Source organism: Leptolyngbya sp. FACHB-1624 (assembly GCF_047649235.1).
Lineage (GTDB): Bacteria > Cyanobacteriota > Cyanobacteriia > Leptolyngbyales > Leptolyngbyaceae > Leptolyngbya > Leptolyngbya boryana.
In genome coordinates this window covers 1999215-2023217 of sequence record NZ_CP180258.1, presented here as the reverse complement: position 1 = coordinate 2023217, position 24003 = coordinate 1999215, and the positions used below count along the sequence as shown (strand labels likewise).

The 24003-nt window shown below is 49.0% G+C and carries 29 protein-coding genes; 21 read left to right on the top strand and 8 right to left on the bottom strand.

The annotated features are described in order from the left end of the window. Nucleotides 1–247 precede the first annotated feature (247 nt). Nucleotides 248–694, bottom strand: coding sequence for a hypothetical protein (locus ACMUEV_RS09395; protein WP_190652928.1), 447 nt, complete (start codon nucleotides 692–694; stop codon nucleotides 248–250). Between the two features lie 137 nt (nucleotides 695–831). Here ACMUEV_RS09395 and ACMUEV_RS09390 point away from each other — a divergent pair, with 137 nt between their 5' ends. The 10 genes from ACMUEV_RS09390 (at nucleotide 832) to ACMUEV_RS09345 (ending at nucleotide 7871) form a co-directional block, all read left to right on the top strand. Continuing rightward, nucleotides 832–1134, top strand: coding sequence for a hypothetical protein (locus ACMUEV_RS09390; RefSeq protein ID WP_017290561.1), 303 nt, complete (start codon nucleotides 832–834; stop codon nucleotides 1132–1134). Nucleotides 1135–1200: 66 nt separating this feature from the next. Next, nucleotides 1201–3732: a hypothetical protein gene (locus ACMUEV_RS09385; RefSeq protein ID WP_415354763.1), complete on the top strand. Its 2532-nt coding sequence runs from the start codon at nucleotides 1201–1203 to the stop codon at nucleotides 3730–3732. Beyond that, nucleotides 3732–4565: a hypothetical protein gene (locus ACMUEV_RS09380; RefSeq protein ID WP_415354762.1), complete on the top strand. Its 834-nt coding sequence runs from the start codon at nucleotides 3732–3734 to the stop codon at nucleotides 4563–4565. Before ACMUEV_RS09385 ends, ACMUEV_RS09380 begins: the two co-directional genes overlap by 1 nt. Before the next feature lie 121 nt (nucleotides 4566–4686). Further along, the gene (locus tag ACMUEV_RS09375; RefSeq protein ID WP_316426554.1) at nucleotides 4687–5217 is read left to right on the top strand and encodes a hypothetical protein; all 531 of its coding nucleotides are present in this window, start codon (nucleotides 4687–4689) and stop codon (nucleotides 5215–5217) included. A 3-nt stretch (nucleotides 5218–5220) separates the two neighbouring features. Then, a complete protein-coding gene (locus tag ACMUEV_RS09370; RefSeq protein ID WP_415354761.1) occupies nucleotides 5221–5502 on the top strand; it encodes a hypothetical protein in 282 nt (93 codons plus the stop codon). Next, nucleotides 5499–5948 (top strand): hypothetical protein, encoded by a 450-nt coding sequence (locus ACMUEV_RS09365; protein WP_415354760.1) that lies wholly within the window; start codon nucleotides 5499–5501, stop codon nucleotides 5946–5948. The genes ACMUEV_RS09370 and ACMUEV_RS09365 overlap by 4 nt, the downstream gene beginning before the upstream one ends. Then, nucleotides 5948–6559, top strand: a complete 612-nt coding sequence (locus tag ACMUEV_RS09360; protein ID WP_415354759.1) for a hypothetical protein — start codon at nucleotides 5948–5950, stop codon at nucleotides 6557–6559. The genes ACMUEV_RS09365 and ACMUEV_RS09360 overlap by 1 nt, the downstream gene beginning before the upstream one ends. Continuing rightward, nucleotides 6559–7161, top strand: coding sequence for a hypothetical protein (locus tag ACMUEV_RS09355; protein ID WP_415354758.1), 603 nt, complete (start codon nucleotides 6559–6561; stop codon nucleotides 7159–7161). The genes ACMUEV_RS09360 and ACMUEV_RS09355 overlap by 1 nt, the downstream gene beginning before the upstream one ends. 88 nt (nucleotides 7162–7249) lie before the next feature. Next, nucleotides 7250–7714 carry a hypothetical protein gene (locus ACMUEV_RS09350; protein ID WP_190651317.1) on the top strand — a complete coding sequence of 155 codons (465 nt, stop codon included), beginning with the start codon at nucleotides 7250–7252 and terminating at the stop codon, nucleotides 7712–7714. Further along, entirely contained in the window at nucleotides 7677–7871 is a 195-nt protein-coding gene (locus ACMUEV_RS09345; RefSeq protein ID WP_190651315.1) for a hypothetical protein, read from the top strand. Before ACMUEV_RS09350 ends, ACMUEV_RS09345 begins: the two co-directional genes overlap by 38 nt. Nucleotides 7872–8047: 176 nt before the next feature. On the opposite strand, the gene ACMUEV_RS09340 is transcribed toward ACMUEV_RS09345, so the two are convergent. From ACMUEV_RS09340 to ACMUEV_RS09325, 4 genes are all read right to left on the bottom strand, one after another. Continuing rightward, nucleotides 8048–9958 carry an AAA family ATPase gene (locus ACMUEV_RS09340; RefSeq protein WP_190651313.1) on the bottom strand — a complete coding sequence of 637 codons (1911 nt, stop codon included), beginning with the start codon at nucleotides 9956–9958 and terminating at the stop codon, nucleotides 8048–8050. Nucleotides 9959–10106: 148 nt separating this feature from the next. Next, complete coding sequence (locus ACMUEV_RS09335; protein ID WP_190651311.1) at nucleotides 10107–10334, bottom strand: hypothetical protein; 228 nt, start codon at nucleotides 10332–10334, stop codon at nucleotides 10107–10109. Further along, entirely contained in the window at nucleotides 10331–10624 is a 294-nt protein-coding gene (locus tag ACMUEV_RS09330) for a hypothetical protein (protein WP_190651309.1), read from the bottom strand. Before ACMUEV_RS09330 ends, ACMUEV_RS09335 begins: the two co-directional genes overlap by 4 nt. Before the next feature lie 79 nt (nucleotides 10625–10703). Continuing rightward, nucleotides 10704–10967, bottom strand: a complete 264-nt coding sequence (locus ACMUEV_RS09325) for a hypothetical protein (protein ID WP_190651308.1) — start codon at nucleotides 10965–10967, stop codon at nucleotides 10704–10706. A 246-nt stretch (nucleotides 10968–11213) separates the two neighbouring features. On the opposite strand from ACMUEV_RS09325, the gene ACMUEV_RS09320 reads away from it, so the two are divergent. From ACMUEV_RS09320 to ACMUEV_RS09275, 10 genes are all read left to right on the top strand, one after another. Continuing rightward, nucleotides 11214–11468 carry a helix-turn-helix domain-containing protein gene (locus tag ACMUEV_RS09320; RefSeq protein ID WP_190651306.1) on the top strand — a complete coding sequence of 85 codons (255 nt, stop codon included), beginning with the start codon at nucleotides 11214–11216 and terminating at the stop codon, nucleotides 11466–11468. Nucleotides 11469–11672: 204 nt separating this feature from the next. Next, the gene (locus tag ACMUEV_RS09315) at nucleotides 11673–12053 is read left to right on the top strand and encodes a hypothetical protein (protein ID WP_347277605.1); all 381 of its coding nucleotides are present in this window, start codon (nucleotides 11673–11675) and stop codon (nucleotides 12051–12053) included. A 30-nt stretch (nucleotides 12054–12083) separates the two neighbouring features. Beyond that, nucleotides 12084–12569: a hypothetical protein gene (locus ACMUEV_RS09310; protein WP_242044422.1), complete on the top strand. Its 486-nt coding sequence runs from the start codon at nucleotides 12084–12086 to the stop codon at nucleotides 12567–12569. Nucleotides 12570–12584: 15 nt separating this feature from the next. Continuing rightward, a complete protein-coding gene (locus ACMUEV_RS09305) occupies nucleotides 12585–12845 on the top strand; it encodes a hypothetical protein (protein ID WP_242044420.1) in 261 nt (86 codons plus the stop codon). Continuing rightward, the gene (locus tag ACMUEV_RS09300) at nucleotides 12830–13495 is read left to right on the top strand and encodes a hypothetical protein (RefSeq protein WP_242044419.1); all 666 of its coding nucleotides are present in this window, start codon (nucleotides 12830–12832) and stop codon (nucleotides 13493–13495) included. Before ACMUEV_RS09305 ends, ACMUEV_RS09300 begins: the two co-directional genes overlap by 16 nt. Before the next feature lie 479 nt (nucleotides 13496–13974). Continuing rightward, nucleotides 13975–15189 carry an IS110 family transposase gene (locus ACMUEV_RS09295; RefSeq protein WP_017289385.1) on the top strand — a complete coding sequence of 405 codons (1215 nt, stop codon included), beginning with the start codon at nucleotides 13975–13977 and terminating at the stop codon, nucleotides 15187–15189. Between the two features lie 31 nt (nucleotides 15190–15220). Then, the gene (locus ACMUEV_RS09290) at nucleotides 15221–15427 is read left to right on the top strand and encodes a DUF751 family protein (RefSeq protein ID WP_017289386.1); all 207 of its coding nucleotides are present in this window, start codon (nucleotides 15221–15223) and stop codon (nucleotides 15425–15427) included. 54 nt (nucleotides 15428–15481) lie between these two features. Then, on the top strand, nucleotides 15482–15853 hold the full coding sequence (gene rbfA / locus ACMUEV_RS09285; RefSeq protein WP_190651302.1) for a 30S ribosome-binding factor RbfA: 372 nt from the start codon (nucleotides 15482–15484) through the stop codon (nucleotides 15851–15853). 135 nt (nucleotides 15854–15988) lie between these two features. Then, nucleotides 15989–16921, top strand: coding sequence for a transglutaminase family protein (locus ACMUEV_RS09280; RefSeq protein ID WP_190651300.1), 933 nt, complete (start codon nucleotides 15989–15991; stop codon nucleotides 16919–16921). Nucleotides 16922–17020: 99 nt separating this feature from the next. Further along, nucleotides 17021–17944 carry a YihY/virulence factor BrkB family protein gene (locus ACMUEV_RS09275; RefSeq protein WP_190651298.1) on the top strand — a complete coding sequence of 308 codons (924 nt, stop codon included), beginning with the start codon at nucleotides 17021–17023 and terminating at the stop codon, nucleotides 17942–17944. 44 nt (nucleotides 17945–17988) lie between these two features. Here the strand turns inward: ACMUEV_RS09275 and ACMUEV_RS09270 are convergent, their stop codons facing one another. Together ACMUEV_RS09270 and ACMUEV_RS09265 are read right to left on the bottom strand one after the other, a co-directional pair. Next, nucleotides 17989–18900, bottom strand: a complete 912-nt coding sequence (locus tag ACMUEV_RS09270) for an SMP-30/gluconolactonase/LRE family protein (RefSeq protein WP_190651296.1) — start codon at nucleotides 18898–18900, stop codon at nucleotides 17989–17991. Then, nucleotides 18869–19672: a glucose 1-dehydrogenase gene (locus ACMUEV_RS09265; RefSeq protein ID WP_190651294.1), complete on the bottom strand. Its 804-nt coding sequence runs from the start codon at nucleotides 19670–19672 to the stop codon at nucleotides 18869–18871. The genes ACMUEV_RS09270 and ACMUEV_RS09265 overlap by 32 nt, the downstream gene beginning before the upstream one ends. A gap of 342 nt (nucleotides 19673–20014) precedes the next feature. Here ACMUEV_RS09265 and ACMUEV_RS09260 point away from each other — a divergent pair, with 342 nt between their 5' ends. Beyond that, nucleotides 20015–22597, top strand: coding sequence for a cyclic nucleotide-binding domain-containing protein (locus ACMUEV_RS09260; protein ID WP_190651292.1), 2583 nt, complete (start codon nucleotides 20015–20017; stop codon nucleotides 22595–22597). 138 nt (nucleotides 22598–22735) lie between these two features. On the opposite strand, the gene ACMUEV_RS09255 is transcribed toward ACMUEV_RS09260, so the two are convergent. Further along, entirely contained in the window at nucleotides 22736–23869 is a 1134-nt protein-coding gene (locus tag ACMUEV_RS09255) for a hypothetical protein (protein ID WP_190651290.1), read from the bottom strand. Nucleotides 23870–24003: the final 134 nt, after the last annotated feature.

The window sequence follows — 24003 nt, the reverse complement described above, 5'->3', positions numbered from 1 at the left end:
GTTTGAAGGATAGATACTGTCGGTAACACTTGCTGTTGTCTCAAGAAATTATTCTTTTCTAACAAGTGGATGTGTTCTGAACGTCTGTTCTAAAACGCAGAAGTCCCTACTGAAAATCCCATTCTTTCGTGCTTGAGTCTAATTGAGACTCATGAAAGAATGGGCTTTTCTATTCATAACTGATTAGCGATTTAAGCCATTTTTAGTCCAGTTCAATCGGTCTCACTTTTGCTTAGAAGCGAGGTTATTACTTTTCTGCTTGAACAATAGCGGTGTAAGCCTGTAGGCATTTTGCTGGATGCCGATCAAAACCACTTTCAACTACGTGTAAAAACCCTTTGAGTTCTTCCATATGATTTGTTTGAGTTCCTTTCTGCTTCTCGTGTTTCACGATCGCGCTTACCATTCCCGCAATCTCCATTCGAGATTCCTGGCATTTTTGCTGCAACTGGTCTAGTGCAATGTCGTAAGGCTTGACTAACTCTTGTTGGGTGTAGTCCTTACCATCTCTGTATGCGAAGGCTCGCTCTGGTATCACCCCTTCTTTCTCCGCAATCGCTGCCGCCTCACTTAAATTCGCTCGTTCAATATGAAACTTGCAGACTCTCAAGACAAAGAGAAGTCCAGTTGCGAGCATGAGCGCGATTGCAAGCTTGGTTGTTAATCCGTTCAGCCATTCGGTCATTCTGTTCATAATTTTATGGAATCTAAACCCGTCGCGTTTATGATTCCCGTCTGCCTGTAACGGTTCAGTTGCAGGCTTTTTTCGTCGATCGCTGTGATTTGCGTCATTGCAGGGATTAATAAACCCGTAGCAAGGCTTAATCCAAAATGACTGCACTCAATATCGCAACCCAAATCCCCAATTCGATCGTCACCTTAGAGCAGCTAGTCGCCTGGGGAGCGCTCACGCTTTCGAGGATGTATCCCGACAAGTCGGTTTTAGAGAGTGAAACCGTCCGAGAACTTTCAGTTCAGACTGGAATCTTTACTTCTGCTGAAGAAACGACTCAATTACTTTTAAGGCTGTCTCTCAAGCTTGATCCTGCCTATATTACCGACACGCGCAAGCTTTGGATGAGCGTTGATGAACTGGGAAGTGGCAACATTCCCGCGTCATTCACCAGCAATTAATTTCAATCCTGTTTTCTGGCGATCGAGGGGAATACCCCTCGATTTTGTTTTTTTTGGGGTAAAAGAATGCCGAACATATCTATCAATAACGGGAAAGTCTCATCCGGCTTCATCCCGAACATGAATTGGGGCTACAATCCTCGCCAAACCAACTACAATCCAAATCCTTCCTCTGTATCTACTTCTAATCGGGGTGGGATGTTTGGGGGAAAGCCAACTGAGAATCGAGTCCAGCAAATTCTAGACAATGGGCAGCGACGGGGAAGAACCGCAGGAGAAGCGATTAGAGATAAATTCTCTGGCTATGGCGATTTGGTACGGCAGCGCGCCCAGGAAAGATATAATCGCACCCCTCAAGGAAGAATCGAAGGTGGATTTACTTCACCACAGCCGTTTCCTAGAGCATCTGAGGTTGTCTTAAATCGGAGCGGTGATGGCTCCAGAACAATTAGAACCAGCACTGTTATCAGGGGAAGTGTGGCGGTTGCTGCTGTAGGGTTTCTGGGGGACGCAGTGATCAACGCCTTTAAAGAAGGGCGGTTTGACTGGCAAAGTTTTAGACGCAGTGTTATTCCTGATCCCGTTACCGAATATCGACAATGGGAGGAGTTGATAAGGCGACGGCAAGGGAGACCACCAAACACAAATATTGACTGGCGATTAGAGCGCGGAAGAAGAGACAGTACATCAACCGTCAACTTTCAACCTACCGAAGTGCCCCATACATTCAGAATCGGGATTATCGCTACTCGATATAATCGCGATGCTGGATCTGTGAGAAATCCAGGCACAAAAGAACTTACGCCCCGCTCTGGTGAAGATAGTCTGCCAGTTTCGTCATATGACGAGCGAATCGGAACACCCCTTGCAATCCAGCGATTCACCACGGATGAATCGAACCCAGACAGTACAGATCCAAACACGGTTGCTGATAGTGGGCGCAGAATTGTCAACACGTTTTTTCTAGTTTGGAAAAGAGCAAGCGGCGAGCAAGTGCGAGAAATGATTGGACAGCCCGTAAATACCGCTGTCCTAGAATTCGGTAACTTTCGGGTGATTCTGAATGCTGGAAGTCCTGCAATTGTTCCTGATCCAGGCACAGGAATCGATCCATTTCCACCACCCCGTCCTGAACCTCCGCCAATCGGAGTTATTTTTCCACCGCCCCCGGTTTTTCCACCGCCCGTTATTGCTCCACCACCCGATCGCAGAATCGAGCCTGTCCCACCACCCGATCGCAGAATCGAGCCTGTCCCACCACCCGATCGCAGAGGTATTGATCCCCCAGTGCGAATTATTGAAATTCCGCCGCCTAATCGAAGACTTGAGCCGCCCCCTGGTCGCCCACCAATTAAACCCGGTATTGATCCTAAGCCTCGCGTTGAAGTTCGCCAGGAAATCAGAGTAGATCAGCGCCCTAACTTTGCTCCAGAAGTCAATTTGAATCAGCGCCCTAACTTTGCTCCAGAAGTCAATTTGAATCAGCGCCCTAACTTTGCTCCAGAAATTGGGCTAAGACAGCAACTAGATGGAAGGATTACTACTGACTTTCTCAAAGACGGCAGATTGAAATCTGACAAAATTCAGGAAATTCAAGGCAAAGCTGAGAAGCGAGTTGAACCCGATCAAACTACGCCTGGGCGATGTCAGAACGACTGTATTGCGGATTTGCAGCTTGGACAGCAAGCCCAAAATCAGCAGCGACAAATGACAGCGGTGATGGTCGATCGCTTTGTGACATGGAATAGTTTGACAGGCGCAGTGTTTATCAAGGAACCGGTGCAAGTTCCGTCTGATCTTGCACCCTTCGCAAAAATGATGGGCGATCGCACTGCCAACATCAGATCGCGCTTTGGTTTGGCAGAGTTGCGAGCGCGGCTCACTCAAGTCATGAACACACTCAGCACAGCTGCATCGTTGCATAATGCCGCGATGCTGTCTGCAAACCTGGGTCAGACTATGGGCGATGTTGTTACGCAGTCCGTCCAAACCTTTGCCCCGATGTTTGGCGTAGATAAGACCGCCGCCGAAGCTTTTGACTTTAACGAAGTGCTAGGCAAGGCAGTAAACGAAACAATGGAGAACGCTTTAGGGGCAGAAACCTGGAACGGAACCAAAGCAACCTTTACTAAGCTCAATCGCATTGTCACCACTGCGAGCCAAATTGTTTGGACAGTCAGATCGATCGCTGACTCATCCCGCGAAATTGCCGAATGGACGGCAGAGAATACCGGGAAGATTGGCAACGCGCTGAAACGCTTCCGAGTCGTGGGCGAGAATGCTTATCCCTGGATGCCAGAGCGGGTTACAGCCCAGAGCAAATGGCAACAGAGAATGCAGAAATTTAGGGATGGTCAAGAAAACCTAGATGATGCCGCAAGCTCAATTGCTAGTGTTGTGGGCGAGGTTCGATCGATCACTGAAGAAGTGAACGAATTTAGGGAGCAGAAAGAAGCCTTTGACAAGGCAATCAAGGAAGCAACGCCCAACAGTCGCCCCGATAACGATTCGACAAAAGCCACTGCTGATCAGTCGAATGCCGCAAGTAAATCGCCCACTCTGCAACCAACAGACCGCACAAAAGGAGATGCAGAGTAATGCCTTTACCGAATAATTTCAGCCCCGCTGAACACCTGCAAGACACCATCCGACGCACCTATAACCCCGAGGTGCGCGAATGGTTTTCTGATATCACAACTGATGACCCGGACATCAGTACTTCTAGAGGCAGTCTTAAAACCGCTTGCACTCATGTTGAGAACGACACGATGGATATGACCCTATCGAGAATGCTGCTCTTTGACATGCTGATTAAACAGCGATGGAATCAGGGCATAGTGAGCAGCGATCGCGATTTGAATTACCGCGTGTTGCGTCGCACTCGTCCACAAGTGACGCTCTACTTTCTGGAAGACCTAGAGGACGTTGAACCCGGTTATGACCCCGTTTCAGGCGAAATCTCATTTCGTCTGATGACTCAAACGAGTACAACCTTTTCTAATTCCGAAGCGCTCGCCCTTGCCAACAAAATCAGAACCGAATTCGGCACAGGTCAAGGGTTTGTGTGGCGCAAGGGCAAGGAACTTTGCTCTTACACCGACTGGGACAAAGGCTATCAGCTTCAACTGCTCACCCGCAATGAAACCGAAGCGCGAACCCTTATCGGCAAAGTGTTAGACCTGCAATCGCACACACCCGACTGGGAGTTCTTCAACCGTATCGAAAACGGTAGCCCTTCTGAAGCCTTTCCCACCATTCCACCCAGAGAGACAATTCTGGGTAAATCCCGCCGTCTTCCCCGCCGTCGCCCGATTGCTGACGTGCGGTTTCAATACGCCACGGTGAAGCTCGCGGGTCTAGCGCAACCCGTGTACTTATTCGACCGTTCTGGACGGTATGACAGCGCTTTGGTGACAAGCTATCGAACCTAAAATTTTCGGTATCACTGGGAAAGGTTCAACCTTTCCAGAAACTCGTATAGGTGTTTTCGGGTGGGTAAATTGAGGTCACGCTTCTCACATAGCTACTCAACCTCAAACACCTTTACAACGTATGTCAACAGCACCGAGATTTTCCCGCGTTCTACGCGGAATGCGTGGCGCAACCGCTCGCACCAGATACCTTAACTACTTGCAAGGACTGGCTGAACAAGGCGAGGGAATCGGCACGAAAGGCAACCGCCCAGACTCGATTAAGCTCTACCTTGACCCCTTTGCTCTACCTCTCGGCACTGCGGTCAAAATTCAGTCCTCTGCCTTGGTTCCGTCCTGGAATCTGTTTAGCTCACTGAGCGAGGTCAGCAGCCGTGTCACGGCAACCTTGGGCACGAACACCCCGATCAAGATGAGCACCTACCGCCCTGCTCGCGTGGTGCGTCGTCAGCAGTCCAGTCAGACTGGCGTTGCAGCAACCTCGAAGCTCACCGGATTGAAGTACTTGAAGTACAACACTGAAAGCGCTTCGATTCCATTTGGCAAGAAAGGCGCAACCGATACGATGGTTGACGCATTCAACGAAATCGCAACGCAGGCGAAAGGGTCTTCGACTAACCTTAGATTCACCTTGGTTGAAGAGAAGGTCTAATCCATGCACGTTCTAGAGCCGTTCCTGCTTGATCTGGGACTCACCCCAGATCACAACAAAAGCGATATTGCAGCTGAAATTGATGCTCATTTCACGATTCAACGCCTAACTGAGAAGTTTCTCAAGGGAGAAGCGACGATCGATGAATTGGAAGACTGTCTCGCTCAATTTGGCGTAGAGCCAGATGAGTACTGGGGCATCGTTGACGAGAACATTGACGCTGTGATTGATCAGGGAACGGCTCTAGAGGATACAGACACGATCATCTGGTTGCCTCATGTATGAGCCGATTAATCATCAATCCCGCTAACGGTACAAACTGGCGATTGCTCTATCAGAACCAATTTACGACTCAGCAAATTAGTGCAAGAGAGCGATCGTTGATTCCTGATACGGTGCTACCCGTGCAAGCAGAATCGCGCATTCTGGCGGCTAAAACGTTCAGTCAGTACGCCAGATCAACCTGGAAAAGCGGCGGATCACTCACGCCCCTAGTCGATTCTGGCGTTTCTGACATTGGGCAGCTGGCGCTTAATCGCTATCAACTGCCCTGCAATGGTGCAAGATTGCTGATTTTTCCGAAGTTCTCAACCACTTATCAACTGAAGTTTAGTTGCCCGTGGTGGTTTAGCGAGATCGCTTTGACTCTGTACGAGTACATCGGCTCAGAAAGCGATAGTACTGAAGACTTGATTCGAGAACTCCAAACGCAAGTTCAACTTTTATTCTGATGACCTGGACAACGATCGCAACGATTACCGCAGGACACGACTGGCAATCTACTCCAGTAATTAGCTCAGAGCTAGGCTATGTCAGGCTTACGTTTGAGACGGCTGGTGTTCCGGTTTGGCTTGCTCAAGTTGATCCGGACTCCACTGCTATCTATGACGAGCGCCGCATTACTGCAACCCCTCACGCCCGGATTCTCGAATTTGAAGCGCCCCCATTTTTCAGCGATCGCGCTCTTGCCCTCAGAGTGCCGAATTTTGCAACGCCCTTTGATGTTCAGATTGAGGTTTCTTCTATGCCCATTTCTCGTGGTGGCGCAACTCAAGTCACTGTAAATACTCCGACTAGCTCAAATGTCGCAGCTTCGGCTGTCACAGCTTCGACAACTTCTGTCCAGCTGCTCGCTGCAAACGCAAACCGAAAGAGCGCTTCTATCTTGAACAACGGCACTGGCATTTTGTATGTCGAGCTAGGTGCAACCGCTTCGACTTCTGCGTTTACTATCTCGCTTAACAATGGCGATTTGTATGAGCTTCCGATCGCTTATACAGGCAACATTGCCGGGATTTGGTCGGCTACGGGTGGAAACGCTTTAGTACGAGAGTTTGTCTAATGCCAGTAACCCGCGCTGCTAGGGCTTCTACTACGCCGCCCACAATTTCAAATCCTCCAGCGAACCCAACTAACGAGCAATTGAGGACAACGATCGTGGCGACTCTAGATTGCTTGAGAAATGCGGGTTTAGTGTCTAACACAATTTCAAGCCGCAATACAGCACAGCTTGACCCGCTGACCTACACACCGATCAATAACGGAAGCTACACCTATCACGGCACAGCCTACACAATGAGCGCTTTGCGTGATGGTAGTAACACGGTTGGAATGATGGTGACGAATGCTTCAACGGTATTCGTACAAGTGCAGTTTTCAACCGCTGTCTACCTTAATCAAGTGCAGCTTTGGTTAGGGCAGTTCAACGGAAATTTCAATCATCCTAGAGATTTGAGCATCTTTGCTGGCGCTGTTACCAGCACAGCTGGCACACCGCTATACTCTGGCACTCTGGCAACTGTATCCACAGTCCAAACGATCAACCTCGCTAGTGATACAGATTTCAACACCGCTCACACGATTTACACGTTTGTCTTCTCTAACAGCACAGGCGGCGTAAACGTTTCGGTCGGTGAGATGCTGCTCTGGGGGCAAGCAACGTGAACATCCAACTCAATTTCTTTCTTCTCTTAGCGATGGCGATCGCCGTCGCTTTTCTAATTCTGTTCCCTCTTGTCTTTCTCATTGTCCTATGAGTACAGCCTTCATCGCCCAGGTTCAACCCACTGCCTCACCTCTTCCAACTGCCGCCCCTCCTCTGATGGAAGGTGGGCTGATGGTGGCGATCGTGGTTTACCTGATCAAAGAAGGCGTAGGGTTTTTCAAACAGAAAGATGCCAGCGAAGAAAAGCTGATGGCAATTTTGATTGAGGATGTTCGCAACGATCGCAATATCCACTTCAAACAGCAAGCCGAAATGCTGATCCAGCTGAAGGGCAGTCACGATAAAATTGCGCTCGCGATCGAGCGAATGGGTGCAGCTACGACAGATATTAATCTCGCCCTGCAGATGAGCAAACGGACGGAAACTGAGATTTTCCACGCCCTTCATCAAATTCAGCAAGAGATGAGTTTACTCAACGAAAAACTTGATCGCCTCACCACATCTGAGACAACCAATGGAAAATATGGACCCGGAGAACGTGAGAGCCGTTAAGACTCACGTTGGATTTTTAGTGATTCACTTGCCGGAGATAGGCGGCATTTCACATTTAGAACTTGCGTTGGGATTAGAGCAGCTGGCTCAAGAGTATCGAGCGATCGCAGCTTCTAGAACTGCGATCGCAGAGTATCCCGCATTCACATCTGAGTGACGATTGCACTCAACCCTTAAAACAGTTTCAACTGCTCATATCGTCGCGGCTCCCTCACCCGGCGTGAGGGAAAATGCTTTTTTCTGGGCACAACTTCCACGGCGAGCGGCAATGCCAGCTGCCTACCAATCGCCATTCGTTGCAATACCTCGCGAGCAGATTCAATTTGAGTCCAGCTAACCATTGCGTTTCCTCAGCAACGAAACGTCAGCCAGTTGGTAGACGCTATTGCGCCCGGTCTTTTGATTGCGAACCTTGATTCGTTCACCGTTGATGGCAATCACACGGCTTACGTCCGTTAATTCAAAGAAAAGCTTGCCCTCAATGACATTAACCGGAATGGTCTTGCTGCTGCTGGTGTAAGGCTTAGGGATATCTCGCCAGGGTAGCTTGTCACTTCCGCTACTGTGCCACGTAGAAGTTGCATTAGGAGTGACCAGATCGCCCACCTCAATCAAGTCGATCGCGTTCTCAATAAGCGGAGTGTCGATCGACCCTGCGATCGACGTGCGATCGACCTCGCGATCGACATCATTTTCTATATTTTTCAAGGGTTTGACCGGGCTAGTGATCGGTCGATCGCCATTTTGAGGGTTTTGCAACAGTGAAATTTGCTCACTTTTCGCGATCGACCGATCACTAGCCTCAGTTTTTACCGGAATTGCTGGATTTTCGTGTCGATCGCAGGGTCGATCGCTAGTCGATCTCGCCTCATCTGGCGATCGACGTTCGCCCACGTAGTAGACCATTGTGTTTCCTTGTCGCTTTGGATACCTCATCACAGAACCCTTTGCCCACATCTCCTTCAAAACTTTGCGGACGGTATTTTTATTCAGTCCGAGATATTGGGCGATTTCTTCGACTTCATAGCCAATGCCGCGATGCTCATCTTCATTCAGCCAAAGCTCGATCCGCTTTTCGGTGTGGGCTGTTTCTTCTCCAGATTCGTCACCCTCACGCCCCAAGTAAGTGAAGGTGAAATTCTCCTCTTCAAACTGGAATTTATAGCGCCCTGGCGGTCGTCCCATGCGCGTTTTCTGCACTCGCAAAATGCGATCGCCTGTTGATTCATCGGCAACCATCAAGCCCCAAACTTCGGAAGCTGAGTTGTATAAGGCTTTCGTCCCACGCGATTCACCATCAGAGTTGGAATGGTGAACGACGATGAAGGTGCAACCGTAGCGATCGCCCAGGTCATTCAGTTGCAGCATGAAGCGAGCATACTCGGTGTCATTCTCGGAGATCAGCGTGTTTCGGTTGATAGCCGTTACAGAATCCACCATGCACAGCCTGACTGGATCGCCCATTGCGGCATATTCTTTCAGCCGCGCTTCCAATCGCGCCATGTTTTCCACTTGCCAGCCGGGTACGACGGTAACGGGATACTCGCGGCTGAGTTCGCGAATTTGCATACGCTCGCGGGTAACGATGACGGGTTCATCCGATTGCAGGATGAGCGCTCTGCCCTGCTTGACCTGATAGCCGTTCCACGGCTGACCTTTCACCACGCATTCGATCAACTCGTAAATCATGAGTGATTTGCCAGCGCCGCCGAGGGCATGGAGCAGCATGACGATGCCTTGGGGAATCCAACCACTTACAAGCCAGTCTTTAACCTGGGTGCAAAGCTGATCGAGTTGGTCAAGGGTGTAATCGACAAAGGGAGCCTGATTAATCAGCGCCTTATAGTACGAATTCATCATGTCGGTCTTCGGCATTCTCAAGCGCTTCGCGAGCCGAGAGAGTTTGAAGTTGCGTAAACCCTCATCGACGATCGACTCGATTTGCCGCACGGTTTGCACCATTGAGGTGAATTCCTGTTCTTCCAGGTCTACGCCTATTCCACTCGTGAGGAGTTGGGCAATTTCTTCAACAGCCTCGATCGACGTGTCATAAGAGCGGGCGATCTGGGTGAGATAGTGCTTACGGTGCGCTGGTTCCCACATGGTTTGCAGCGACTTCTTGAGGATCTCATCCTCAAAGTTCTGCCTCGCCTGTAATTCCATCATCATCAGCCCATCTTGCTGAGGATTGATTGGTAAAACTTTCGGTTCAGGTTGGACGGGGGTGTTATGGCTTGCTACCATTTGACTAGCCTCATAGGGGTATGCGGTTACGTGGTTTCTCGCGTGCGAAATTGCCAGCAAGCGAGTATTTGTTGGGTCGGTAGATGATTAGTGTTATGGAACAAGCCAGCGGGGAAAGGCTCCAATCTTCCCGCTGGCTTGTTTGGTGTTAGAAAGTTTTGGGCTGAGGATTGAGCGATCGAATCGCTTCAATCCGATTGCCAATTGAAAGCTGTTTCTTACTCAGTTCGATTGCCCTCGGATGACTCGGATCGTAGAGGTTGTAAAGTTCTCCGACCACGTGCCATAAATCAGTGTTTGTGATCGCCAGCTGAGTAATCAAGATGTTGACTTGGTTTTCTAACCGACGAATGCGATTTTGTTCTAAATCATTCATGGATAGTCCTTCAGAGATTGAGCCAGCGCGATCGACAAAGTGAGCAGCCCATTTCGCGACAACCGCCCCGCCAGTAAACCGAATTTTCGGGGGAGCGACATCGTGGAAATGGACAGGGCAAAATGATTTGCCGCCAGGTGGATCGAGCCTGTATAGGTTGTGAGCGAAATCAGGAGTAAGGCTTCACGGCGCTGTTCTGGGGTGAAAAACTCAAGGTAGTCCCCAAATTCCAGCGCGATCGCCGCCAAAATATCAGCGTCGCGATTCGTTGGTCTTGATTGGAGTTGCATAAGCTATCCTTTGGTTACAAAGTCAAGAATTGTTTTTTGAGCGATCGCACTGCCAGGAAGTGGTGCGATCGCTTTTTTCTTAGTCCGGTCGATTGGCAAGGCTCAACATCAAGTCGTTGCGAAGTTGTTCTAAATCGGCTTCGCTGGTGTTGTCCGTGATGATTTTGCCGATCGCGGCTGCCAGAATTGCTGGACTGCCCGTGATGCCAAGATTCATGGTTATGACCTGATCACTGAGTCGGTTGCTCAGTTCGTCAAGTAAGTCGGCTGCCTGTTCCTGTTGGTCTTCTGCGAGCCATGTGGTCAGTCGGCGTAAGCGATCGATGATTTCTTGGTTAGTCATGAGTGAGATAGCCTCAATTCAGGTAAGCGCGAGATCGCATTTCTTCGGGGAAAGTGCGATCTCGCTTTTTTTTGGACTTAATTCGGTCGTGTTTTCTATTGGTGGTAGAGAGAATCAGGCGTGATTCCCTGTTTCGTTGGATCATTGGGTAGCGACACGGGAGAGGTTCCAATTCTGCCCGTGTCGCATCGCACACCCAAAAACTTGTCTTAGAGACTTGTCTTTGGGACTAGTCCCGATGATAAGATGATAGAAGCAAACTTGCAATCCGAGGAAGGCGGATCACCCTTGAAAGCACTACGCGAAAGACTTGGGATCTCCCAAGAAGAACTTGCTAGACGTTTAGGCACTTCCGTCGTTTCGATCAGTCGGTGGGAGCGCGGAGCCAAACCTATGTCTCTGACGGTTCCGCAAATGCTCTCTCTGGTTAGAGAGTTGCGAAGTGTTGACTGGGATATTGAGGACTTCCTGCGCTGGGAAAGCGCGTATGAAGCGGCATAAACATAAAACGCTGAAGCGTAGCTCTCATCTACACTTCAGCGCACACAGTAACTCGATAGGAGGTGAAATCGCAGCCATAAACTAAAAATTCTCAATTCGGGGGAGGTGAACTCCCCCTAGCCCCGTCTAGCGTCCAAACCAGACACGGAGCAATCCAATTATGCAGGCTACAAACCGAAATGAATACTAACGAAACAGGCGATCGTGCTTTCTCCACTGGAAGCGCGATCGCCTTTGCCTGTTGAAAAATTAATCATTCCTATCATGCCAAATCTAACCAAACATCAGCCAGTTCAATGGCACAGCACCAAGCCGACCGATTACCCGGTCTATCGCCACAACGGCACAGACTATCGCCTGGTTCCTGACTCTGCATTGATCAAGCTTCTCTCCGATAAAGACGGCTTGTTCTGGTTCGCAGTGGGGATGTGTGCCGTGGCGATCGCCGCCGTCACTCACGTCGCGATCAACCTGCTCGCGCCGCCAGCTGCCGCCACGGCTCAGCCGCAAATTATCGAAAAGCCTGTAATCGTCACTCAAGAAAAGGTGGTCCCGACTAACTGCCTTGCATTCTGCAATCGCTAAATTCATTCTGCAAATTAAGGAGCAAATCAAATGAGACTCGGAAGTTCAAACGGCAAAATGTCCAAAGTCAATCAAATCATGACCCCTAACGACGTGATGAATGTCGCCAGCGGCGCGCCTACTCCCTGGAATCCTGGCGACAGTAGCGAAGTCCGCACCGAGAAAGTCGTTACCAAGCATCGCAACTTCACCCAAGAAGAAGCGGACAAACTGAGAATCACCGCCGCCACTCGCAAACGTCAGGCGAAAAACAATCGTCAGGCTTATCAGGCATTGCGATCGATTGAATCCTCAGATGCAGCTGATCAATCCAGCTTCTGCGCTTATCAAACGACCGTGGCTCGCACAGCTGCCACCAAGAAAAAAGCGGATGTCAGCAAGGCGAAGACGCTCTACAATCTCACCCCGGCATACGCTCAAATGGGCTACAGCCTGGGCGCGTCTCACCACGATGCTCAGATGAAAGTCTCGGAATACCAAGCGCTCTACTCTGACGTAAGCAACCGCTGGAGCTAATCGAATATGTTCAAAATGGCTAGATTCGCGACCCTATTGGGGTTAGGTCTAGCCATTAGTTCTTTTATTGGGCTAATGGCGCGCCACCTTCCCCCGCTCACAGTCGGATTATGGGTCGTTCTTCTCATCCTGCTGGCTCTCACCCTCATGAGTTACTTCGCGGGTCCACTGCTCGATCAGCATTTTGGATGGGGGGAGGACACCTCACTCGGTTTAGCGATCGCACTTTTCCTGGTATTCATGATTGGAGGTCTAATCGGATGGCTCGCTTCATGACCTGGATGCCTCAAGCCGACTACGGGCAACAATGGGCAGTCACGTTTGGTGCAGGTTGTTTTACCTGGTTTATCCTCATCTGCTTTGCCAAACTCTTGCCGCCGTCGATCCAGCTGCTCACTTTTCTGGTTCCGATTCTCTGCTTTATCCACGCTCTGCACATTCTCCCCAAGTGGCAGAAGGAAGGACGCAGACAGGAACTCACCGAGTCACTGATCGAGCGAGAAATCTCGCACAGCATGATGAACCAGCATCACCGAAACCTAGCAACGATGGATCTTGATCACAATCAGCAGATGCAGGAGTTAGGCAACCTCTATCCGGAGCAGAGTGGGGAGTGGGGTGTAACCCCACACTCTGCACTTGCACCACCAGAACAAGCCACCTACCTACTCAAACTCAAGCAAGACGTGATGCAAGCATGTGGGGATATCGGATGGCTATGTGTTGAGTATTTGAGTAGTCAAGGCGCGCAATACTGCGACAAAGAAGGATGGATTTCAGTTGAGAAATTGCGCTCAAACTGGGCTAAAAAATACGGCTTGAACACTGATCAAGTCAGGCAATTGCTAACAGCATTAAACGGAATTCAAGCAGGCGAATGGCGCAACTCTGACCAGAAAGAATGGCGACTTCTCCTAACTCTTTGACCCGTCCGTTCGGACAAACTTCGGATTTTCGGACAAATCGGATTCGGACAGAAAAGCCTAGCGGATTTCCATCCGATCAGGTTTTCCGATACTTTTCCGAAATCCGTCCGATACTTTTCCGATTTCAGTCCGCCTGATGATTTTGCCAAACTCAGCAAATGAAACAGACATAATTCGGATGTTTAAATCCCTCGATTGAATGCCTGATTATGTCTGTCGCGGCATGAGTCCCGCGCTTTCAAAGTGAAGTAGGCATATTGCCTTTCTATTCTCCTAAGCGCGGTTGATCGTCCCGTGGCTTTTAGCTAAGCGCTTTCATGATGAAGTAGGCTCATGTGCCTCTAGTTCCCTTAAGCGCGGCTCAAAGTCTTTCAACTTGTCAATCTCAACGCCTGAAAAGTGAATTAATCTCACCGATTGTGGGGACTCGTAGGCTTGATTGACACAATTCCACTCAATTTAGTCCCCGGATAGAAAGTATGAACAGCCCCCGCGTCGTCGGAATCGATATTGGTTCCGGCAAAATTGTTGCGTGCCTACTCACCGAGCGCCCCACGCATCCGCAGACCTTTTACCAGCAATACGACTTTCATGAATTCACCCTCAATCGAGAGGGCTTAAATCAGCTGCTTGCTCTCAAACCCGCGATCGCGATTTATGAACCCACCGGAACGGCTTATTCTGCGTTGTGGGTAGCGCGACTCGAAGAAGCAGGAGTTGAGTGTCGTGCTGTTGATCACGGCAAGGCGCGAGCTTACCGTAAATCATTAGGGCTACCCGACAAGGATGACTTTGCCGACTCGCTGGCACTTGCTTGCTATGGACTCGATCCATTTAAACAAAGCAAGTTCGACTATCTGAGAAAACGTGAGCCTAAAATTCAACAGATTCGCTCACTCGTTCTTCGGCTCCAGCACCTCGATCGCCGCAAAAACCCGATCGTCAATCGACTGCGGCAAGATCTGGCGCAAGCCTTTCCGGAGAAGATGAACGCACACTGCGATGGTGCGCCGCTATTTTGGGGCTGGCTCGCTGGAGAACGCAACTCAAAGCGCTACGATAGGCTGCTAGAGCAGTCGATCGGGTTTGGGATTACCGACGAAATTGAGCTACAAGCCAAAGCGCTCACCGCCTGCTTTCGAGAGGAGCAGTTCATCACCCAAAAACTGCGCCACTTAGTGCAGAGCGATCCGCAATTCACACCCTACTTGAAAGTGTTTGCAGAATTTGGCTTCGGTGAAAAAGTTTCAGCCCTATTGCTATCAGCGATCTATCCACTCGAAGACTTTCTACTCAATGGCAAACCAGAAGTGCATATTCGCAAGGGCAGAAATTCAGGCAATCCCACCACGCGCTATCTGTCGCTGAGACGATTTCAAAAAGCGATCGGATGTGCTCCAGTCCGTGAAGACTCAGGCAGTAGCAAAAAATCGCGCGCCGGCGGCTCATCCTTGTGTCGAAAAGCTCTCTGGCTATGGATATTCACCCGGATTGAAACGAGCACTAAAACGAGCAATGCTCGCATCCTGGAAGCGCGCCAACTGCATCAAGCTGCACTTGATCGCTACAGTTTACACAGCAACGAAAAACCCAAAGGCGTGAAAGTTAAGCTGGCGCGGGCTTATACTCGCCGCAAGGTGTCGATTTGGTTGTTTGATGCATTAGTCAAAGCAGTTACGAGTGGACAAAATTGATAAAGTGAGAATAGTTTAGGAACCTAACGTTATGATGCAAGACCTTTGGAATACTGTTTCTAAGTATCCACGTTTTATCTTTGGTGTCATTTTCGGTGTCATTCTCAACGTGCTTGCACCCTTTGCACCTCTATTCAAACGCCCTGTTACCGCGATCGCGACCGTTGGCATCCTCCTCGCGAGTTTTGCTTTTCTTTCTTTCACCTTACGGGCGATGTTGGGCTTAAATCCTGTGTAGAACATCGGAAATGTTAGAATCAAAACCTTAAGCACCTCATAGGAACGAATTGTTATGGCGACAGATCGAAGAATGGCTCGTGTCGCAGAATCGATCAGACGCGAAGTGAGTCAAATGTTATTAAATGGCATCAAAGACGATCGCGTCGGAACGGGTATGGTGAGCGTCACTGATGTCGATGTCTCGGGCGATTTACAACATGCCAAGATTTTTGTCAGCATCTACGGCGACGAAACAGCCAAAGCCGAAACGATGGCAGGATTAAAATCTGCGACAGGCTATGTTCGGAGTGTATTAGGACAACGGATTCGGCTGCGCCGCACCCCAGAAGTCATCTTTATCGAAGATCGATCCCTAGAGCGCGGCGATCAAGTCCTGAATTTGATCAATCGCCTCAGCCAAGACCGCAAAGACGAAGAAATTTAGCCTGTTCAATTGAACCCAGAGCCTCAGCGGACTTCGCGATCGCTGAGGCTTTACTGTATCGTATGGTCTTTGAGAGAACCCTCATCAAGCCGGGCAGAACAGACTTCAGTTACTAGTAAATTCTGATGAAATACTATGAGTGTTATTTACGATCTGGAACACATCACCACGTATCGGTATCAAAACCCGGTAACGTTTGGGGAGCATCGAGCAATTTTTTTGCCCAGTATGGGATTTGGTGGGCGCATCCTTAGCTATTCATTAGAGGCGAATATTCCCTGTGAGATGCGCTGGATGATGGATACGCTCTCGAATAATGTGACGTTACTAACATTTAGCCAGCCTGCCAAGGAATTGATCGTGACCTACCGAATGCGAGGCGAGCATTTTGGGATTCCAGCGATCGCGGATTTTCCCCTCGATCACCGTGCAGAAGAGATTCCCGTTCAATACACACCAGACGAATGGAATGATTTATCGAGTTTCATTCGTCCCCACACTGAAGATCCCGAAGGTCATCTCGCTGCATGGACAAAACATTTTGTCGCAGGGGATCAAGACAATACCTTGGATGTCTTGCACCGGATGATGGATGCCATTAACCAGACGTTGACTTATCAAGGGCGCGAAGTCGAAGGAACTCAGAGTCCAGCGGAAACCTTGCGCTTAAAGTCGGGAACTTGCCGGGATTATGCTTGGCTCATGATTGAAGCATTGCGGCGATTGGGGCTTGCTTGTCGATTTGTCAGTGGCTATCTCTATGATTCTGCTTTAGATGGCGGTGAAGTTGGAATGACAGGTTCAGGAGCGACTCATGCTTGGGTGCAGGTTTACTTACCCGGTGCGGGATGGCGAGCGTATGATCCCACGAACCGAATTACAGCAGGATATGATTTGATTCGAGTGGCGATCGCACGGCATCCAGGGCAGGTGATTCCTTTGTCGGGATCATGGTTTGGCGAAACTGGCGATTACTTGAATATGGATGTTCATGTTTCGATTCGTAAGCTAGCAACGCTACCTGAATTTGATGAATCTCAGGCAATTCCGATGTTTACCCCACTCTGAAAGTCAATTCCGATCACAGCGCGGCAATCGCTCAAAGAGCACGCGATCTGATGAGCTATGATCCAGACATTGAACCTATCTCACTGATGGCGCTCTAGAATGCTGCACTATCTACGATCGAATATTCTGCCTTCCAAGCCTGCCCAATTGCTGATTCGGACAGGAATGAAGTGGAATCACGATAATTGCCCTGGAATGGCAGCTTCTCTGTCTTATTTTGCACTGTTTTCTCTGTTCCCTATGCTTCTCGTGCTTTTGAGCGTGATTGGCTCATGGGTTCAACCCGGAACAGAAGCATTTCAACAAATTCAAGCAGCAGGACAGCGTTTTCTACCCCCTGAAGTTCATGGCTTAGTCAGAAACACACTGCTTGCACTGTACAGAAATAGTGCTGGCGCTGGAATTATTGGGTTTGGAGTGCTGTTGTGGACAGCTAGCTCGGTGTTTGAGATTTTGAGAGCTTCAGTGAATAAGATTTGGCGATCGTCCAGTCGATCGCCTGAAAGTAGCTCAGTTCCAAAGATCGTGCTTTTCTTTATTGTGAACAAATTGTTTTCGTTTTTATTGATGATGGGAGCAGGTTTATTGCTGCTCTCCTCGCTGATAACTAGCATTGCGATTAAAGCAATTCTGCAACTTGTGTCTACGTTTCAAGCGACCTTTGCTTTTCTCCAGATCGACGAATCACAATTGAGCCAAGGGCTGCAAACTGGATCAGCATTTTTTATTTTGGCATTAGCAACTTGTGTATTGTTCAAGATTTTGCCCTCGGTGCGGGTGGCTTGGCAAGATGTGTGGTTAGGAGCATTACTGACGACTGCTGGATTAATCGGATTACAACAGTTAGTCAGTAATAGTGTGATCTCGCTTGGGGCTGCTTTTCTATCTTATGGTGTGATTGGCAGTGTGATGATTTTGATGCTGTGGATTTTTCTGACGTTTCAGATTGTGCTCTTTGGATGTGTGTTTACTTATGTGTATGCTCATCTGTTTGGCAGTCGGCAGGGGAGAGCGATCGAGTGATTGGGTTGCTATTGAGGGCATTTACTTTGGGGAGTGGGGAGTGATTACAAGGGATCGTGTCCGAATCTAAAGTTTGGCTTTGCGATCGCGGTTTGACCCGCAGCACAAAACAGATCTCCTGCGTTAAATCCTTTTTGAATTTCTTTCTGGCTCAATCCCACTGAAGCACTGGTAATATACAAATCTCTGAGTTCAGCCCCGCCGAAGGTAACACTCGTTGGTCGCTGAACAGGTAATTGAATGCTGTGAATCTCTTCACCGTTCGGATTAAAGCAAGCGACTCGCCAACCATTCCAGAGGGCTATCCAGAGATTTCCGGCTTGGTCGATCGTCATGCCATCTGGTTCAACTACGACACCATCAACACTCTCCTTGCTCAAATCGATCAGGACACGACGATTCGCGATCGCGCCACTTTTCGCATCAAAGTCATAAGCATAGATTAAGTGCTTAGCCGAATCGGTCAAATAGAACGTTGCATCATCCGGACTCCACCCCAATCCATTTGAGATCGTCAGTCCCGTTTCCATCACATGCATCGAACCATCAGGATCATAGCGGTAAAGTTCTGCTTGCTCTGGCGCATCACTCACCGCACCAATCCAGAATCGTCCTTGAGAATCGCACTTGCCATCATTGAAGCGAGTGTTCGGGCAAGGGAATTTTATTGGATACACAACCTCGATCGCGCCTGTGTTTACATCGAGAAAAGCAAGCCGATCGCGTAATGCGATGAGTAAGCGATCTTGACCCGCTAGCACGATTGCACTGACGATATCGCCCGTTTCCAAATAGCGATTTCTCCGAGTTGCTGGATCAAATTGATGCACTCGATGATTGTAAGCATCGACCCAAAATAAGACTCGTCGCTCGGTATCCCACACTGGACATTCGCCCAAACGGGCACGTGCCGCAACAACTGGACTAGGCTGACCAGGATTCTCGGAAATCTGCATACAGCGTCAGCCCCCCATCAATAAATAGTGTTTGCCCAGTAATATAGGCCGCTTCCTCAGATGCAAGAAATGCAGCCGAAGCCGCCATCTCTTCAGGATATCCCGCTCGCGCCATCGGGATATGACTTTCGACGATCGCTTTTTGCTGCGGATCTTCGACCCAACTCTCATTGATCGGAGTGATCGTTGCTCCAGGTGCGATCGCATTCACGCGAATTCCGCGACTAGCGTATTCCAGCGCTAGGGTTTTCGTCAAGTTGCCCATTCCACCCTTACTGATGGAATAGCTCAAACACATCGGACGGGGAATGATCTCATGAACGCTAGAAACATTCAGAATCACACCAGAACGGTGTTGTGCTAGGAAATGCTTGATCGACTCGCGCGCACAGAGAAAGGCTCCTCGCAAATTGACATTGATCACTTGATCAAACTTCTCAGTGGGCAACTCGTGAGACGCGAATTCTGATTGAATGCCAGCATTATTCACCAGAATATCAAAGCCTCCAAACTGTTCGATTGTAGAATGCACCATCCGCAGAATATCAGCTTCTTGAGCAACATCACCTTGAGCTAAAAGCGTTTGCACAGAATGTCCCGCTTCGGTTGCGCTCTGTTGCGCGATCGCTGCGGTCTGTTCTGCTTCTTCAGAATCACTTCGATAGTTCAGGACAACATTGCAGCCCTCTTGAGCAAAACGAATCGCGATCGCTTGACCAATTCCAGAACTTGCTCCCGTCACTAAAACCGTCTTGCCTGCTAATCCTTTCATGTATCCTCTGCGCTAAAGTAGAATGCCACAAGGGCGAAATCGCTCTCAGCATAGAATATGAAAATGCGAAGCGATTCGTATCGCTCTTGAGGCTTAGCTCACGCTCAACTTGAAGCATGGAAGTTCCAGAGTGAATCCACCTTGAGAGGAGTGATTCTACTCTATGAGTCATCTGGAGAACTTAAGCCATACAACGAGAGCAGTACAAAGTTATGATGCTGAAATCCATTCATTCGGATTCGTAATCGTTTGGGAAAATTCCCAACGTGATTTAAGAAGGGCTGAACACTGAGTCCTTCTGAAGAAAGCTATCAACAGTTCTCTATTGAATGGAGCGACCTAATGTTTGCACAACTGCCAGAACGTCAAATGCACGTCATTCGATGGGTTCTTACGATCGGGTGGCTTCTTGTTATTGCCTCTCTGTTTTATGACCCTTGGACTCCAGCCTTGACAGAACAAAGTCATCCTTGGAGTCCATTGCGCCTGACTGGAGAATGTGTGCAAGTTCAAGGAACCTGTATTGCTGAAGCACCTTACGCGATCGGAGCCATCTTATTTTGGGGGGCGATCGTTCCTGCTGGAATTTTTATCCTGCTTGTGTTTGGACACGAACTCTGGCGGCGCATCTGTCCGCTGAGTTTTCTCTCTCAAATTCCACGCGCCCTCGGTTGGCAGCGTCAGTTCAAACGGGAAAATCAGAAAACAGGGAAAGCCCGCTATGAGTTAGCAAAGGTCAATTCTGATTCGTGGCTCGGTCGGAACTATCTTTATGTACAGTTTGGCTGGCTGTTTGTAGGACTGTGTGGACGAATTCTGTTCTTTAATGCCGATCGCTTCGTTTTGGGCTTATGGCTGGTCTTTACCATCATTGCTGCGATCGCAGTTGGCTATTTCTATAGCGGCAAATCTTGGTGTCAGTACTTTTGTCCGATGGCTCCGGTACAGACTGTTTTTAGTGAGCCGAGAGGACTACTTGGCAGTAAAGCGCACATGAGTGATAGCCAAATTACGCAATCGATGTGTCGGACAGTCGAGACCGATGGCAAAGAAAAAAGTGCGTGTGTTGCCTGTCAAAGCCCTTGTCTTGACATTGACTCTGAGCGAACTTACTGGGATGGCTTGAATAAGCCGGAAGAATCATTGATTCGATATGGCTATGTTGGCTTAGTGATCGGTTACTTTGTTTACTACTATCTCTATGCGGGTAATTGGGACTATTACTTTTCTGGAGCATGGAATCGTGATGCTGATCAGCTTGCATCTTTGATGAGTCCTGGGCTGTACTTGAACGGGCAACCCCTTCCAATCCCTAAGATTTTGGCAGTTCCTCTCGTCTTAGGTGCATCGACTACGATCGCTTATTTCATGGGACGATTGATCGAGCACCGTCTCAAATCTCAACTCAAGCTGCATCCTGATATCATTCAGCATCGCATTTTTGTAATTTGTACATTCGGTGTTTTTAACTTTTTCTTCTTTTTCGCGGGTCGTCCTTTACTGCGACTGATGCCATACTGGGTGCAAGCGAGTTTTGATATTGCGATCGTTTTTCTCAGTACACTGTGGTTACAACAGGCTTGGCGACGGAGTTCTGATCTCTATTCACGTGAGAATTTAGCGAGTCGCTTCCGCAAGCAGTTAGCAAAATTACAGATTGATGTTTCGCAGTATCTAGAGGGACGATCGCTCGATGATCTGCATACTAACGAAGTGTATGTTCTTGCGAAAATTCTGCCCGGTTTCACCCGTGAGAAACGCCATGAAGCTTACAAAGGTGTCGTGAAAGAGGCATTAGAAGAAGGGTATGTGAACTACTCTAGTAGCTTAGAAGTCTTAAAGCAAATGCGGCAAGAGTTGGGCGTTTCCGATGATGAACACCGTGAAGTGCTAGAAGAATTGGGAATTGAAGATCCAGAGATTTTGAATCCAAATCGTCAGCGATCGCTCGAAAACCAAATCCGATTAACAGGCTATCAAAAATCGCTTGAACGCTTGATGCGTCTTCAACAGCAAGATGGTGCAACAATTCGCACACTCAATCAACAATACTCAATTAGCCAACAAGAGGAAGATTGGATTCAGAGCGGTCTTTCTCCAGAAGCAGATCAGAAACTAGCAGGTTTGCAGGCGCGATTGTCCGAATGGATCGAATGCGATCGAGCTTTGAATCATCCGGTGCTTCAAAGTCAGGCAGCAGTGCTCAAAGTCCTCAAAGACACAGTTCAGCGCAAACAGGAGTTAATCGTCGTAGAGTTAAGGAAGCAGAATTCAGATGCGACCTCAGTGCAACCGAGTTCAGCAGAAATCTCAACTCAAGATACGATCAGCTACTTAGAGCTATTGCTTTCACATTACAATCCAATTGTTCAAGCAGCCACCCTTTTTGCGATCGCTCAATTGAATGGTGATCGCGTGCAATCGTTGGCGCACAAGCTTCCTGATCATCCTCTTGTTCAAGACACTGCGAAACAACTCCCATCTTCAGATCTCAGACAGCTCCCGACGCTTGAGAAGTTAGTTTATTTATCAAACAGTGATTTCTTCCACCGAATTCAGTCTCAAACTTTAATCGAGATTGAGCAGCGCTCCCAAGTCAAGCCGTATTCAAAAGGAGAGGTGATCACAGAGACAGGCGATACTTGCCGCGAATTGCTTCTACTGCTAGAAGGTGCAGCAGGAATTCACTACTCATCCGAGAACGGAGTTCGGGTTGAGCATTTGCATCCTGGACAGATTTTAGATGAGCTAGAGGTGCTGACGCATAGCAATTCCGAAAATACGATCGTTGCAGAAAGCGAAGTGACCCGCATCCTTGCTATTCCAATCGATGCGATCGATGATTTACTCGATCGTGATCCTGATTTTGCTCGACGCATTTTAGAGCTAGAGAGCCGCCAACTTCAGCGACTTGTGCGAGCTTAAACCTCAAGGAAGCTCAGCAATTGCGATCGCGATCGCGGTTTCACGATTCGACTTCTAGGGGATGAGAATTCATCAGCAGTTTCGGATCAGCATCATTGAGACATGCGATCGCGGCAATTTCAGGGTGATCCTAAAAATCTAATTGGCTGGAGGTGTGACCGAAGCAGTTGATCTCTCAGGAACTTTAAACTTAAGCTCATACACCAAAAGATAGGCTTGAGCTTTATTTCTATCGTTCTCTGCTTTTGCCGCTTCGTATTTCTGGATCAGATCGACGACTTTCTCTGGAGTTGCATTGGCTCGAACAATTTCTTCTGCCTTCTGATTCAAAAGCCCATAGCCAGTACTTGCAAGAAGCTGAGGCTTGTCTAACAGTTTGCCGTCTTTGTCCACAAGTACCGCGATCGCAGCAGGATGTTGACGTTCTTGATAATTTTGCAGCACAAAACCATCAGGAAAAGGAACTTCTTGAATCGGATCGTCAGGCTTTCTCAGCAGAATCCGCTCCCACACCAATCCTTTGTCTTTCAGAGATTGCGTAAAGTTTTGGGAATTGACAGCAATGTCTTGGTTTGTCGTGCCTTGAGGATTGTAGCGCGTCAGTGCGAGAAGTTGATCGGTACGGGTTTGCGGAACGGGTGTAGGCGGTGTAGAAGGTTGCGGTTGCTCAGACTGATTGGGGGTTCCAGGCGGAACTGGAGTCGTACCTCGTGCCACTTCAGCCGGATTCGCCTCAGTTAGCCCTGAAGGAGATTGTGGGTTCGTTGGGGCAGGAGTTGCGGGAGGAGTTGTGGGCTTGGTTTGAGGAGGAGTTGGAGGCTGTTGAAGCGCTTGAAATTTTCTGATGCGTTCTCGAATCGCGTCAATCTCTGCTTGCGTCAGACTTCTACCCAGGTTGCGCCGCTGCGGAAGTGGAGAAGAAGGAATCGGCAGCGGCGTGAGATCAGGAAGCGTGTAGAGGGGATTTGGAACTGGGGGAATCGTCTGTCCAGCTTGAGGAAGTTGAATTTTGCTGTTAGCAGTGTTCGGGATAGGAGGAAGTCCAAGACGGGAAGTTGAAGCTTGAGGAGCGCTGCTGCTCTGAGGAGGTTCGAGCAGACGGACGCGGCGAATCTCGGACTGCGCAGGGTCTGGGGAGGAAGTAAAGGCAGGCAGAGTCGCAAACAGGATCAGATGTGCGCCCACAGAGCCGAGCATCGCCAACGCCGCAGGTTGCTGGAGGGTTTCGGGAAGGTCGCGGAGAAAGTTGGAGAAGGCAGAAGAAGACATCATATGCAGTCGGGGTTCAGCGATCGAGCATGTGGGACTATCTCAGCATTTTAGGACAGCGATCGAACAATCGAGTGTCAGGTTCGTGAAATGGAAACGAAAACTATTCTCTTTTACAACAGATTAATGATTTGACC